The 13454-nt window shown below is 41.7% G+C and carries 13 protein-coding genes; 7 read left to right on the top strand and 6 right to left on the bottom strand.

Annotation, left to right across the window (positions count from 1 at the left end):
• Positions 1-52 precede the first annotated feature (52 nt).
• The 3 genes from EHS15_RS04130 to EHS15_RS19045 are packed head-to-tail and all read left to right on the top strand — an operon-like array spanning position 53 to position 2477.
• Positions 53-1894 (top strand): carbamoyltransferase family protein, encoded by a 1842-nt coding sequence (locus tag EHS15_RS04130; RefSeq protein ID WP_135759271.1) that lies wholly within the window; start codon positions 53-55, stop codon positions 1892-1894.
• Positions 1895-1907: 13 nt separating this feature from the next.
• The gene (locus tag EHS15_RS19290) at positions 1908-2315 is read left to right on the top strand and encodes an SxtJ family membrane protein (RefSeq protein ID WP_135759270.1); all 408 of its coding nucleotides are present in this window, start codon (positions 1908-1910) and stop codon (positions 2313-2315) included.
• 9 nt (positions 2316-2324) lie between these two features.
• The gene (locus tag EHS15_RS19045) at positions 2325-2477 is read left to right on the top strand and encodes a DUF5989 family protein (RefSeq protein ID WP_167884149.1); all 153 of its coding nucleotides are present in this window, start codon (positions 2325-2327) and stop codon (positions 2475-2477) included.
• Between the two features lie 11 nt (positions 2478-2488).
• On the opposite strand, the gene EHS15_RS04120 is transcribed toward EHS15_RS19045, so the two are convergent.
• Positions 2489-3643, bottom strand: coding sequence for an SGNH/GDSL hydrolase family protein (locus tag EHS15_RS04120; RefSeq protein WP_135759269.1), 1155 nt, complete (start codon positions 3641-3643; stop codon positions 2489-2491).
• Positions 3644-3730: 87 nt separating this feature from the next.
• On the opposite strand from EHS15_RS04120, the gene EHS15_RS04115 reads away from it, so the two are divergent.
• Positions 3731-5068 (top strand): PP2C family protein-serine/threonine phosphatase, encoded by a 1338-nt coding sequence (locus tag EHS15_RS04115; RefSeq protein ID WP_167884148.1) that lies wholly within the window; start codon positions 3731-3733, stop codon positions 5066-5068.
• Here the strand turns inward: EHS15_RS04115 and EHS15_RS04110 are convergent.
• Both EHS15_RS04110 and EHS15_RS04105 read right to left on the bottom strand, forming a co-directional pair.
• Positions 5045-5971 (bottom strand): response regulator, encoded by a 927-nt coding sequence (locus tag EHS15_RS04110; RefSeq protein WP_246051883.1) that lies wholly within the window; start codon positions 5969-5971, stop codon positions 5045-5047. The genes EHS15_RS04115 and EHS15_RS04110 overlap by 24 nt on opposite strands.
• Positions 5971-7584 (bottom strand): sensor histidine kinase, encoded by a 1614-nt coding sequence (locus tag EHS15_RS04105; RefSeq protein WP_135759266.1) that lies wholly within the window; start codon positions 7582-7584, stop codon positions 5971-5973. Before EHS15_RS04105 ends, EHS15_RS04110 begins: the two co-directional genes overlap by 1 nt.
• Positions 7585-7648: 64 nt before the next feature.
• Between EHS15_RS04105 and EHS15_RS04100 the strand changes: the two genes are divergently transcribed.
• The 3 genes from EHS15_RS04100 to EHS15_RS04090 are packed head-to-tail and all read left to right on the top strand — an operon-like array spanning position 7649 to position 10168.
• Positions 7649-8764, top strand: a complete 1116-nt coding sequence (locus EHS15_RS04100) for a quinone-dependent dihydroorotate dehydrogenase (RefSeq protein WP_425460619.1) — start codon at positions 7649-7651, stop codon at positions 8762-8764.
• Positions 8761-9936: a 23S rRNA (uracil(1939)-C(5))-methyltransferase RlmD gene (gene rlmD / locus EHS15_RS04095; protein WP_135759265.1), complete on the top strand. Its 1176-nt coding sequence runs from the start codon at positions 8761-8763 to the stop codon at positions 9934-9936. Before EHS15_RS04100 ends, rlmD begins: the two co-directional genes overlap by 4 nt.
• Before the next feature lie 13 nt (positions 9937-9949).
• Complete coding sequence (locus EHS15_RS04090; protein WP_135759264.1) at positions 9950-10168, top strand: hypothetical protein; 219 nt, start codon at positions 9950-9952, stop codon at positions 10166-10168.
• Positions 10169-10230: 62 nt separating this feature from the next.
• Here the strand turns inward: EHS15_RS04090 and EHS15_RS04085 are convergent, their stop codons facing one another.
• The 3 genes from EHS15_RS04085 to EHS15_RS04075 are packed head-to-tail and all read right to left on the bottom strand — an operon-like array spanning position 10231 to position 13453.
• Complete coding sequence (locus tag EHS15_RS04085) at positions 10231-11787, bottom strand: FAD-dependent oxidoreductase (RefSeq protein WP_135759263.1); 1557 nt, start codon at positions 11785-11787, stop codon at positions 10231-10233.
• Complete coding sequence (locus tag EHS15_RS04080) at positions 11788-12333, bottom strand: hypothetical protein (RefSeq protein ID WP_135759262.1); 546 nt, start codon at positions 12331-12333, stop codon at positions 11788-11790. It lies immediately after the preceding gene.
• A complete protein-coding gene (locus EHS15_RS04075) occupies positions 12317-13453 on the bottom strand; it encodes a nitrilase-related carbon-nitrogen hydrolase (RefSeq protein WP_135759261.1) in 1137 nt (378 codons plus the stop codon). Before EHS15_RS04075 ends, EHS15_RS04080 begins: the two co-directional genes overlap by 17 nt.
• Position 13454: the final 1 nt, after the last annotated feature.

Genomic DNA, 13454 nt, shown 5'->3' with positions numbered 1-13454 from the left:
GATCCAGAAGATTGGTTGACACCCGTCTTTCAGTTCTCAAGCTACAAAAATCATGCCAGACGAATACATATTGGGAATCTCTGCCTACTATCATGACAGTGCCGCCTGTCTTCTTAAAAATGGAGAGATTCTAGCGGCCGCCCAAGAAGAACGTTTCACTCGAAAAAAACACGATTCCCGCTTCCCCGTCCATGCCATTCAATACTGTTTAGAGGAAGCAAAGATCACAGTAGATCAAATCGCCAATGTGGTTTTCTACGATAAACCTCTTGTCAAATTCGAAAGACTTTTAGAGACATATCTTGCCTATGCTCCCAAAGGTTTGATTTCCTTTTTCTCAGCTATGCCCGTTTGGTTGAAGGAAAAACTCTTTCTCAAAAGCACTTTGAAAAAAGAATTCTCTTCCCTTTCTCCTACGAAAACTTCCCCCGCTTTACTCTTTACGGAACACCACCAAGCGCATGCCGCTTCCACTTTTTTCGTAAGTCCTTTTGAACAATCGATCGTTCTTTGTTTGGATGGAGTAGGAGAATGGGCTACCACCTCAGCCTGGATAGGCGAAGGCAACAAACTCAAACCTCTTTGGGAAATCGACTTTCCTCATTCCATCGGTCTTCTTTATTCCGCATTCACTTATTACACAGGCTTTAAAGTGAATTCAGGAGAATACAAGGTAATGGGACTTGCTCCTTACGGAGAACCCAAATACACCGATCTCATCTACAAACATCTGATCGATCTGAAAGAAGACGGAACCTTCCGTCTGAATATGGATTATTTCAATTACGCCGCCGGACTCACGATGACGAACGATAAGTTTCATAAATTGTTCGGAGGCCCTCCTCGCAAAAGCGAATCCACTCTTACGCAAAAAGAAATGGATCTAGCAAGGTCCGTACAAGAAGTCACAGAAGAAGTGATGCTCAGGCTGGCTCGTTCCGCTCGAAAAGAAACTGGAATCAAAAACTTATGTCTGTCAGGTGGTGTGGCGCTTAATTGCGTTGCGAACGGTAAAATCTTGAAGGCGGGAATCTTCGATGAAATTTTCATCCAACCTGCTGCAGGAGATGCAGGTGGTGCTTTAGGTGCGGCTCTCTCCGCTCATTACGAATACAAAAATCATCCTAGAAAAGTGAATCCTCTCGATTCCATGAAAGGTTCTTACTTAGGCCCTAAATACTCCAACGACTCCGTGAAAGAAAGCTTAGATAAGTTAGGTGCCAAATACTCGTATTATCCTGACGGCAAACTGGAAGAAAAACTAGCGCAAGTTCTTTCCGAAGGAAACGTAATCGGTTATTTCCAAGGCAGGATGGAATTCGGACCGAGAGCTTTGGGAGGACGTTCCATCATAGGGGATCCTAGAAATCAAAAGATGCAGTCCGTCATGAACTTGAAGATCAAATACAGGGAAAGTTTCCGTCCATTCGCACCTGCGGTGCTTGCGGAAAAAGTATCCGACTATTTCGAAATCAAAGCAAAAAGTCCTTATATGCTGATCGTTGCAGATGTTTTAGAAAAACATAGAATTCAAATGAGTGCGGAACAACAGAAGCTTTTCGGAATCGAAAAATTGAATGTTCCCAGATCTTCCCTTCCTTCCATCACTCACGTCGATTATTCTGCAAGAATCCAAACCGTTCATTCGGAGACAAATCCCAAGTTCTATTCTTTGATCAAAGAATTCGATAAATTAACCGACTGTCCTGTGTTAGTAAATACTTCCTTCAACGTGAGAGGAGAACCTATCGTTTCCACTCCCGAAGATGCTTATCGTTGTTTTATGAGAACGGAGATGGACTTCCTGGTCGTAGAAAACTACGTTCTGGATAAAAAAGACCAACCTGTTGTGGAAAAAGACGAGTCTTGGAAACAAGAATTCGAATTAGATTGATAGGAAACTCACAATGTCACATGATAAAATAGAACCTACTCCTTCCGACTTACGCAAGTTCGCTTTCATAGTAGGAGGAGTTTTAGCTCTTGTTTTCGGCGCTCTCATTCCTTACTTAAACAGAGGATCTTGGAATCCTTATTTGGTTTACGGAGGCTCTGCCGTTGTTTTTCTAGGAGCGGTTTTTCCGAAATCTCTTTACTACCCTCACAAGGTTTGGATGTGGATCGGTGAGATTTTAGGATGGATCAACACCAGAATCATCCTTTCCGTCATCTTTTTCGTGCTCTTCACCCCGATCGGGCTCCTAAAAAGATTATTTGGCAACGATTCCATGCGTAGAAAATTGGAGCCTGAGGCCGATTCCTATCGAATTCCAAGTTCGACAAGAGAAGCAAGCCATATGGAAAGACCTTTTTAGGGGAACACAATGTTAGAATTATTGAAAGATCTCTGGGATTTTTTAAAGATAAGAAAGAAATTTTGGCTGGCACCCATAATCATCATTTTACTTTTATTAGGTGCCCTTCTCGTTTTGACACAAGGTTCGGCGATCGCTCCGTTCATCTACACCTTGTTCTAAAAACCGATGTATTATCGGGAAGATTTTTGGAGAATTTCTCCTAATTTCTTCCCGAACAATGCATGTCCTTCCCGATTCCAATGCGCATCATACGGAAAATATAAATTCTCCGGATTCTCTTTCCAAAACAATTCCGTAGTAAACAAACAACCAAGTTTGTGAGAATCGCAAAATTCCTTCAGCAACTGGTAATGAGGATTTGCCTCTTGATAAAGATTCAAATCTCTTTTAGTCTGTTTCCCTAGAATTCCTCCTTCCGCAAAAAATTCCTTCGCAGGAACATAAATCAAATTCAAGCCGATTCCTTTGGAATTCAAAAATTCATAGATCTTTGTTAGGTGGTCTTTCTGTTTTTGGAAACGGGAAACCCATACGGAAGAATTCGGATCTTCGTAAAAGCCGAACTGTCCGTTGTATTTTTTAGTGATTTCAGAACCGAGAGGTGCCAGCTTTCCGTACTTCTCCAAAGACTGCGCATGACTCAAAACGGTAACTTTCGGTTCTCTTCCTTCTTTGTAATATAAGATGGGCTCGGGAATTCCTTGATAGGTTTTCCATCCTCTCTTCGCCAAACGAAAAAGAGACGATTCTTTCAAAAAATTATAAATTGTCGTTCCAGTAAATTTGGCAAGAGTCGGTTTCAAAGGAGAAGGAACTCCTTCCTGGAAAGTCATAAACATTTCCAATTTTTCGTTATCGTCCAAATCGTTATCGAAGATTTGAATCCAAACTTCTTTCGGATTGTATTTGGAAACGAATTCCCTCAAATGAATTTGAAAGAGTGCTGGGCAGGAACCGTGCACTCCCATATTTCTAATTCGGCGATTTGCAGGCAAAGAGAGATTTGCAATCGAGGAAAAAACTTCTTTCTCATCCACTCCCCAACCTTCCGTAAACGAATCCCCTAAAAGCAAAATCGGATACTCATTCGAGGGATCCAATGTCTGCCGACCGCCTTCCGCATTGGTTTCCACGGAAACTTTGTATTCTTCCGAAACAACGTTTCCCTTCTTTTCGGGATAAAGAGAAAAAAGAAGATGATCATCGAAGGTTTTGACAAGAACGACTTCCGGATCGAAGAGACGGAGAACCAATTCCGCCGCTCCCAAATAAAAAACAGCAAGGCAAAGATAAAGCGCAGCTTTCTTAGGGTTCAGTTTGAACATATTGGGAATAAAAACCTAGATAAGTTTATTGGATACCAAAAATTTATTGCCTAACATTTCAATCGTTAGATTATTATGGGGATCGTTATGGTTTTCGTGAATAGAGCGGAAGAGAAGGAAAAATCGAGATTCGAAACAATCCGCCCGCAAACATTTTTGGGACTTCTGATCTTTTCGGTCATCATCCTGCTCGTTTTCTTTTTCTTTCATCTTACCATATTTTTCAATTCCGAGTTCAAACAGGAAGAGAATCTAGTTCATCTTCAATTTCTAAGTTTCGCTTTGATTCTTTTTCTTTCTTATCTATCCTACTACTCTTCTCATTATTTCTACGACCGTAAAAAGCAGGAAGAAACCAACTCCATCCTGCTTCACGGTACTTTCGACATTATCTTTTGGCTGAATGAAGAAGGCAGTCTTTTGGCGAAAAACGACCAAGCAAAAAAATGGATGAAAGGATTAAAGTCTTCCGGAAGTTCCATTCTTTCCTTATTGGATCCGGAAGTGGCAGAGTCCATCTTAGAGAAGTTACAAGAAGGTTTGGCGGAAGAAGAAATCATAAAATGGGAATCTCAAATCGATTACGGAGGAGTCGTTTTCTTTTATGAAATTTATCTCCACCGCTCCCACGGCCAAATTTTTCTCAGCTTAAAAAACATAACGGATCGAAAGAAAGCGGAAATCGCACTTTTAGATTCTTACAAAACGATTGCGGAAGATTTGGAAATCGCAAGAGAAACACAAAAGATCATCATGTCTTCCCCTTTGCCGAAAAAAGAATTCGTTCATGTGGAGTCTTTTTACAAACCATACATGAGCGTGAGCGGAGACATCATAGGATCCTACTCCAAAGACAAAGACTCTTATCATTTTATTTTCGGAGATGTGACAGGGCACGGAACCGCTTCCGGAATGATTTCCTGTGCGGTAGCACTAGCATTTCAAACAACTGTTAGAGAAGAACTTTCTCCCGCGGCAGGTCTTCAGTCATTGCATAAAATTTTAAAATCGATCACTCATGCACATCTTCTCAGCGCGGTGTATCTTTCCATTTCCAAATCCGACAAAAGACTGAAATATTCCTACGCAGGACATCACTCTTGTTATGTGATACGAAACGGGCAATTCATCGAATTGGAAGGAAAAGGTCATCCTCTTCTCTCCATCATAGAACCGGAGACTTTCGATTATGAATTTATTTTGGAAAAAGGGGATCGTTTGTTTCTTTTTTCGGACGGACTATTTGAGATTCTGGATCGAAGCGGCAACATTCTAGGACAGAAAGCGTTCATCCAATACGTAAGTCCTCTCGCAAATTTGAGATCCGATTTGTTTTTGAATAAGGTATGGGAAAAAATTCTAATCGAATTGAACGGAAAACAATTGGATGATATGAGTATGTTACTCTTGGAAATCAGTGAGTAAATCGCTGGTTTCCTGGTTCATCAGAATGGTGATGACTGCGGTCGCACCGTTGTCCAAATAAGTAAGATCGTCGAACGAAAGTTTTCTGGCCATAAAAATTCCTCGGCCGTGAGTTTTGAACGCATTTTTGGTCATTGCCTGCAAAGAAAGATATTTCTGCCAATCGAATCCTTTTCCTTGGTCTTTGATCACAATCGTGATTTTTTCCCCGTCTTTATCGAATAACACCTGTACGAATTTATCCTTGTATTCGGGAAGTTCCAATCTATTGAAAATTTCCTCCATCAACTTATCGTTGTTATGAAGTTCCGTTTTCTCTTGATAGGTGATTCCCAGATTTCCATGTTCGATGGCGTTGTTGAGGATCTCCATAATTCCTGTAAGAACTCTTTCCGGATCGGGGCAGGCATTGGCAAGAAGCGGAGCCAATTCGTGGGACTCACGAATGGTTTTGATCCTGAATTCCCCTTTCGTAAGATGCCGCAAAGCCCCCATACCTTTGTGAAGGTCTTCTTTGGCTTTGATGAGTTTGATGTAATGTTCTACCGCCGTCTGAACGATGGTCACAAGCACCGCTCTCGAATAGGGTTTTGTAAGATAATAAAAAGCGCCTGAGTCGAGTCCTTCCGTCATATCCGAAATTCCGCTCATTGCCGTTTGGAAGATAACAGGGATGTCTCTCCATTTTTCGGAACGTTTGATTTTACGTAAAAGTTCGATCCCATCCATCTTGGGCATCAATCGATCCAATATAATTGCGTAAAAAGAATGATCCCCCTGGTTTAAGATGGCCAGAGCTTCCTCTCCGTCTTTGGCTTTCACGATGGTGAATCCCTTTTCGGAAAGGGATTCTTCAATGATCATTAGATTGATAGATTCATCGTCGACTGCCAAAAGGTGCATTATAATCCTTCTCTTTTCCTCGGGAGCAGCATCGTAAAAACCGCCCCACCTTCTTCATGATTCTCCGCATACAGGAGACCGTGATGATCATTCACAATTTCTCTAGAAATAGACAAACCGAGGCCTGTGCCTTTCGTGCCCGCCTTTACTTGTTTGGATTGAATGAATTTTTCAAATATTTTATCGATATCTTCGTCGGGAATGCCAGGCCCGAAATCTCTAATTTGTAAACCTATACCTTTCACATAATTTTCAGTTTTTCGAGGAATAAATTCCCTTTCTATCTTTTTAATTTCGATATTTGTGTGATCGGGGACGAACTTTAAGGCATTGGAAAGTATGTTCCGAACCACCTGCTCGATCCTTTCATAATCGAATTCGGCTTCCCACCTTTCTTCGGTTTCTTCAAAGATCACCTTTACCGATTTTTTTTCCAAAATAGCCCTAAGTTCGCTTATTACGTGTTTTACGGTATCTTTCAAACAGGATTTTTCATAAATATATTTCATCTTGCCGGATTCCAATTTTGCGAGATCCAGAAGATTCTCCAAAAGACCTAAAAGCCTTTTTCCAGATGCGTCTATGATTTGGAAATATTCCTGAATTTTTTCGGGAGTGGCAGAGTTCGCTTTTTCTTCGCCTAATTCTGCATAACTGAGAATAGCATGAATTGGTGTCTTCAATTCGTGGGAAATGTTCGCCAAAAAAAGAGACTTCATATAGGAAGCTTCTTCTGCGACATTTTTGGCGATCTTCAGATCCATGGTCTGTTTTTCTACTAAATCTTCCAGATGATTTCTATACTGATAGATTTCGGCTTCCTGCATCTTTCTTTGGCTGATGTCTCGGATGATTCCCGTTAGCATCGTTCCCGAATTGGTTTTGAACTCTCCTACGGAAAGTTCGCAAGGGAAAAGATCGCCTGATTTCCGTTTAGCGACCAACTCTCTTCCCATACCGTTGATGATTCTATTTTTGTTTTTGAGATATCTGGAAAGATAACGGTATCTTCTTTCGTTGTTTCCCGGAGGAACGATGAAATAGACCGACTTTCCCAAAAGTTCTTCTTGTTTGTAACCGAAAGTTCTTTCGGCGGCTTTATTGAAGAATTGAATCATTCCGTCATCGTTGATGATGACGATCGAATCGGCTGCGTTCTGCGCCATGGATAAAAATCGGGACTCACTTTCCAAAAAAGCAGCTTCCAATCTTTTTCTTTCCGTAATGTCCCTGTGAGTGGAAACGATGTACCCGTCATATAAAACTACGAATCTCACCTCGGCATGACGGAATTCTCCGTCGTGAAGATATTGGTATTCTTTCCAAAATACCTGGTTTTTTCTCTCATTCAGATAAGCGATCGCTTCCAAAGTGATCGATACCAAATATTCCGGCAAACCATCTGACAAATGTTTGCCCAACATTTCCTCGGGGGAAATGTCCATTTTGAGATAACGGGAAGGTTTGTAATCGACGATGATTCCCGAACTGGTGAACTTCAACCAATAGTCAGGATTAGAACGAAGCAAATTTTCCAATTCACGCAAAACCTCTTCCGAAGAAAAAGATCTAGGGTTCTGCCAAATTCGTTCCGTGATTTTTAATGAGCTCATTCGTTTCGGGTGCTTTTCAGAAGGATGGGGTCGCTGTATTTTTTCGGAAAGAAATTGTAAGATTTTGCAAAGAAAAAAGGCTGAACGAAAGGATCGTAACTTGCTCTACCACTCTCTTCTCAAACCCATTTTATTCCGACTCGATCCGGAATCCGCTCATCATCTAGCGGCTACTTTTCTCCAACTTTCCCAACGATTGCCTTTTTTCCACCAAACTTTATCGTCTCTCTTTGAATTTAAATCGGAGCGCCTGCGACAAAACATTGCGGGTATCGATTTCCCTAACCCAATCGGAATGGCGGCAGGTTTCGACAAAACAGGAGAACTATTTCCTTCTATAAGTTATATGGGATTCGGTTTCGTAGAAGTAGGAACCATCACCGCCAAAGAACAACCAGGAAACGAAACCCCTCGACTTTTCCGTTTCCCGGAACAAAAGGCTCTGATCAATAGAATGGGATTCAATAATCCGGGAGCCGACAAAGCGGAAAAAACTTTACAAGGTCAAAAAAAGGCCAGAGTCAGAGGGATCAATGCGGGCAAATCCAAAATCACACCGATCGAAGAATCCGTAAGCGATTATGTCTATACTCTGAAGAAACTTTCACCTTATGCAGATTATGCTGTCATCAATGTCAGCTCTCCGAACACTCCCGGTTTGCGTTCTCTGCAAAATAAAACAGCGTTATTGGAACTCATTACGGGAATCCAAAAAGAGTTCGGGAAAAAATTCCCCATCCCTTTGTTTTTTAAATTCGCTCCCGACCTGGAAGAAAACGATCTCAGAGAAAATCTGGAGATTTGTCTTACACATAACATCGATGGGGTGATACTGACGAACACCACATTGAATAAAGATTCTTTAGGCCAAGGACCTCACCCGGAAGGAGGGCTTTCGGGAAAACCTTTGTTTTCCAAATCCCTATCTTTCGTTTCCATCGCCTATCAAATCTTAAAAGGAAGAATTCCCATTATAGGAGTGGGAGGGATCGATTCCGGAGAAAAAGCGCTGCAAATGCTCGAAGCAGGAGCGAATCTTTTACAAATTTATACAGGTTATATTTATGAAGGACCTTTTCTTCCTTCTCAAATCAATTCTTACTTGAACGATCATCTGAAAAAAAATAAAATCACAAACATTGCCGAAATCATCGGCTCTCGCAATCAGGTGACAAAATGAAATCTACATGCACTCATTTCGGCCTTTGCGGCGGATGTTCCAATTTAAATACAGAGTACGGACGAGAACTGAAAAAAAAAGAACAAGTGTTAAAGGACTATTTTTCCTCTTACCGTCATGTTCAGTTCCGCCCTATCGTAGCCAGTCCGAATGCAGAACTCTATCGTCACAAACTACAGCTCCCTTTCGGAAGAAGAACCATCGGTAGAAAAACAATCACTACCTTAGGTCTTTTCAACCAAGAATCCACATTCATCGTCGACCAGACGGAATGCCTCATCCAAGAACAAGGACTGACGGAGATAGGACAAGCTGTCAAACTTTGGGCCAGAAAAGAAGGCCTTCCGCCTTATAACGAAAAGTCGAAAAGAGGGATTTTAAAATATCTGGTCGCCAGAAAATCTTTTTCTACGAAAGAAATCATCATAGGAATCGTAACCAACGGAGAGGAACTTCCTTATCCGAAGGATCTTTCCAAAAGACTTCACAACCACATAACAGACCGCATTGGAAAATCGGGAAAGTTCGGAAAACTGGTAGGAATCGTTCAAAACATAAATTCCAAACACAGTTCTATGGCTTTAGGCAAGGAAGAAAACCTTCTTTGGGGAAGACCATACATTCATGAATTCGTAGGAAAATTCAAATTCAGAGTGGGACTTTCCACTTTTTTACAGGTGAATCCTTCTCAGACTCCCAGCCTCTACAATTTAATTTTGGATGAGATCCAACCGGGAACAAAAGTGATCGATGCCTATTCCGGAATCGGCACTATCTCCTTATGGTTGTCAGGTGCTGCTAAAGAAGTGGTCGGATTGGAAGAAAATCCCAACTCTCATAGAACTGCGATCGAAGCTCTGAAAACGAATCATATTAAAAACGTACGTTATAGAAAAGGAAGAGTTTCCGAAACACTTCCTACCGTTTTAGGAAAAGACTATTCCACAATCGTTTTGGATCCTCCTCGCATCGGTTTGGGAGAAGAAGTAGCCAACCATTTGGTACATTCTAATATTCAAAAGATAGTTTATGTTTCCTGTGATCCTAAAACTCTTTTGGACGATACCAGAGTGTTAAGCAACAAATACTATTTGGCCTCTGTGCAACCGGTAGACATGTTCCCTAGAACGGATCATTTGGAAACGGTTGCCGTGTTTACTAGAAAACCTTGAGGAGAAAATAACAATGGATCCAATTACCTTAACAATAGGACTGCTTGGAATCGTTTTTGGAACCGTTACTTTGGTTTTGAGATTTATAAATCCTGAGAAATTAGGCAAACTTGAAGCGATGAAAAAGATATTTGGAGAGAAAGCCGGCAATATCGTGCATCTAGTTAGTTACTCACTTGTTCCCATTGCCTTCGGTTTGGTGTTGATATTTGACAGCTTCCCAAAACAATAAGTAGTCGATTTTCTTTATTATAGTAATTTCAATGCAAGACAGACAAATTTTCAAACCTTGTCTCATCCCACAACTGCCGCTACATTCTTTGCGGCAATTTTACTGAAAGCCATGATCGTAAAACTAGGATCAACACTCACTCCCGTAGGGAATACGGAAGAATCGGATACGAACAAATTTTTGAAACCGTGGACTCTGTGATGGGAATCCACAACTGAGTTTGCCGCAGACTGACCCATTCTGCAACCTCCCGCAGGATGAGGCGCCGCCATAGGAAACTCGCCAGGTCTCCATTGCAAACGATCGATTTCCTCTTTTTTAGGAGGTTTTAAAAATCGATGAACTTTCATTCCGGGAAGAAACACTTCCTTAGCGCCTGCTTCGAAATTGATAAGAATCTGCTTATAGGTTAAATCATTGAATATTTGTTTGGTGAGATTGCCGAAAGGATAATGAATTTTTCTTTTCCCGGAAGAATCCACTTCGATGGAACCTAACTCAGATTCCACATCATCGATCCATCCGATCGTCCCGCCTATCTTTTCCATCTGGCTCATAAAATGAAAATGATCTTTCCCGAATCCCGGCACCAGTGCGGCTAAAGTCGCAGGCTGGAGCTGATTCGGCATCAGCATATATCCGCCTTGCAGATATTCTCCGTTTCTAAACTCGGCCAATCGAAAAGCTTCTACTCCGTAAGCGGCAGGAATATTTCTCCATTGAACGATTTTTTCTTCGTAAAGAGCATGAACCATAGGAGAAGGATTGATCGCCAAAAATTTTCCCAATACAGGGAATCTGTTTCCGAAACCGTTTCTGAGAAGAAAGGTAGAACTTCCGAATCCACCCGCCGCCAAACACACTGACTTCGCTTTAAAAATTACCTTTTTGGGTTCCGGTCGTAAGCTCCCCCGGTTGATGACAGTCGCCTCCAAACCGGAAACGGAACTGCCCGCAAGAATCAATTTGTCAGCCCTTAGATCGGTATAAACTTCAGTACCTAAAGCCACCGCTCTGGGGATATGAGTCACCAACTGCGATTGTTTGGCGCCGAACATACACCCCTGCATGCAGTGTCCTGATTTTTGACAGTTCTTTCTTGCCTGAGGAACGGAATGCCCTTCCCATCCCAAACTTCTGGTGGAAGATCGGAACAATTGGTTCATTCGATTGAAATAAGGTTCTTGTGCATCATGAACATGCAGATCCTCTTCCAATTCTTTCCAATAAGGCGCTAAATCTTCAGGCAAGTGATGTTCGATTCCGTATTTGCGATTCCATAGAAGCAAACGATCGTCAGGTGTTCTATAACTGTCCGCCCAATAATGAACAGAAGCTCCTCCCAGATTATTTCCATACACCAAAGAAACACTTCCATCGGAAGTGGTGTGGAAATTTCTTTCTGCGGAAACTTTTCCCGCCATATTCAGTTCGTTGTTATCGAAAGTGCCAGTATGATAATTTCCACCTTGTTCCACAAGAGCGACCTTCAATCCTTTTTTGGCCAACTCGTAAGCAAGTGTAGCTCCTCCGCAGCCGGAGCCGATGACAACTACGTCGGTTTCAATGACTTCACCGTTCTGATAAGATTTCCAATCTCTATAATGACCGACTTTCATTTAACTACCGCTAATTGTCTTTTTATAATAAATTCTGGATTCGCTCCATTTTTCGGAAGGATTGGCAAACGGACCGTCAAAACCGATCTCCTGCCATGTGCTTTTATGACCGTAGTATGCCAAAAAAGTGACCAATTTCAAATTTCCGACCACCGCTCTCATCGTATCCGAATCCGTAGATTCCGTCTGTTTTAGAAAACGAATTCGATCATCTCGATGCATTTTAGAAAAACGGGAAAAATAACCGTAGAAGAAAGGAGCGTATTGCAAAGCAGTGATGGCCAGATGAAACTCTTCTTGGATTTCTTCGGAGACGAAATAAAATTCCTCATCTAACCGACGCACTACTTCCGCCTCGTCCGCAGAAGGCATCCCCTTTTCTTGAACTGGCAAAACCGAGTCGGACCAAACTTGCATAATCTCCAATTCCGAATCGGAAAAATAAAGATACTTTTCCTTAACCTTATTCCCGCAAGCCCAGAGCCAAAGCCCCATTGCGGAAAAACCAAGGCCGGATAAAAAACCTTTTCTAGAGAGCAATTGCATAGATCCTCCCGTAGTGATCCTTCGATTTACGTTTTACGGAAACAGAGTTTCCTTTCGATAAAAGAAATGCATCTCCCGTAGCAGTGATGTCCCAAACTTTTCCTCTAAAAAAAACGTTCATTCCCGTTTTGAAATTTTGTTTGGATCCTCGACCTAATAAGGAATATTTTTTCCAAGCCTGCCATTCCGTAAGATTTCCCAAATCGGACTTGGAAACATCTTTCGGATTCGCATAACCGTTGTATCCGTTCCATTTTTTATCCCAAGAATCGGCAGGAGCCACCAAAGAAGGCACAGCTAATATTTCCGCAGATTGGCTTTTGGCATTAGAATACGCTTCCGGGAACCAAGAATCCGCACAAATCAAAATCGATAGGCTTCCTATAGGAGTAGTGATCACAGGATTTTCCTCCATCGGAAACGAAGAAAGAAAGGTTTGTTCCTCATCGATAGGAAACGACTTTCTTGTGATTTTATCTTCCACCTCTCCGTCCGGGCGAAAGTAAAAACTAACATTCTGTAGAGGTCCATCCGTAACCGTAATTTTTCCTTCGATGACTTTGGGTTCCGGAAGGATGACAGAACCTGCAACGATTCCGATTCTGTATTCTTTCGCCAAACGAGAAAAAACGGATTGATAGGTATAAGCGATCTGCCAAGCCTTCATTCGGAAAAGTGTTTCCTTTAAAGGTTCGCTGGATACATTATTGCTGAAAAGATAAGACCAAAGAAAACGACCTAAATTTTTGGTTACTACTACTTCCATCGCATCCTCTACAGTCTCTTTTTGGAAAAGACTTTGATCTTCTCCTGCTGCGATCAGCCAAGTGCCGATGTATTCCGGAAAAATGACTACGGATCTTTCCGTAGAAAGCACCTCTTCTTTCTTCGCATAATCAAGATATGTTTTTAGGGTCTGATAAAATGCCTCTTCCGAAGAATAGGACTCTTCCGACAGATACGGTTCAATCCCCACCAAGTAACCTTTCTGTGGTTTCCCCTCAATCTGAATTTCAATCGAAGGTTCTATCTGTGTCTTACTGAGTTTTTCCCAACTCAATTCCGTTTTATTGCAAGAAACGAAGATAAGAAGAATCGGAAAACAGTGAAAAAATTTCATC

This window comes from Leptospira idonii, from assembly GCF_004770995.1.
Classification (GTDB): domain Bacteria; phylum Spirochaetota; class Leptospiria; order Leptospirales; family Leptospiraceae; genus Leptospira_A; species Leptospira_A idonii.
The sequence above is the reverse complement of the archived record's forward strand: the minus strand, read 5'-3'. Positions and strand labels throughout refer to the sequence as shown.

What these genes read in the sequence shown, in the direction of transcription:
- EHS15_RS04130 (WP_135759271.1), top strand. Translation starts at nt 53, where the DNA reads ATGCCAGACGAATACATATTGGGAATCTCTGCCTACTATCATGACAGT.
- EHS15_RS19290 (WP_135759270.1), top strand. Translation starts at nt 1,908, where the DNA reads ATGTCACATGATAAAATAGAACCTACTCCTTCCGACTTACGCAAGTTC.
- EHS15_RS19045 (WP_167884149.1), top strand. Translation starts at nt 2,325, where the DNA reads ATGTTAGAATTATTGAAAGATCTCTGGGATTTTTTAAAGATAAGAAAG.
- EHS15_RS04120 (WP_135759269.1), bottom strand. Translation starts at nt 3,643, where the DNA reads ATGTTCAAACTGAACCCTAAGAAAGCTGCGCTTTATCTTTGCCTTGCT.
- EHS15_RS04115 (WP_167884148.1), top strand. Translation starts at nt 3,731, where the DNA reads ATGGTTTTCGTGAATAGAGCGGAAGAGAAGGAAAAATCGAGATTCGAA.
- EHS15_RS04110 (WP_246051883.1), bottom strand. Translation starts at nt 5,971, where the DNA reads ATGCACCTTTTGGCAGTCGACGATGAATCTATCAATCTAATGATCATT.
- EHS15_RS04105 (WP_135759266.1), bottom strand. Translation starts at nt 7,584, where the DNA reads ATGAGCTCATTAAAAATCACGGAACGAATTTGGCAGAACCCTAGATCT.
- rlmD (WP_135759265.1), top strand. Translation starts at nt 8,761, where the DNA reads ATGAAATCTACATGCACTCATTTCGGCCTTTGCGGCGGATGTTCCAAT.
- EHS15_RS04090 (WP_135759264.1), top strand. Translation starts at nt 9,950, where the DNA reads ATGGATCCAATTACCTTAACAATAGGACTGCTTGGAATCGTTTTTGGA.
- EHS15_RS04085 (WP_135759263.1), bottom strand. Translation starts at nt 11,787, where the DNA reads ATGAAAGTCGGTCATTATAGAGATTGGAAATCTTATCAGAACGGTGAA.
- EHS15_RS04080 (WP_135759262.1), bottom strand. Translation starts at nt 12,333, where the DNA reads ATGCAATTGCTCTCTAGAAAAGGTTTTTTATCCGGCCTTGGTTTTTCC.
- EHS15_RS04075 (WP_135759261.1), bottom strand. Translation starts at nt 13,453, where the DNA reads ATGAAATTTTTTCACTGTTTTCCGATTCTTCTTATCTTCGTTTCTTGC.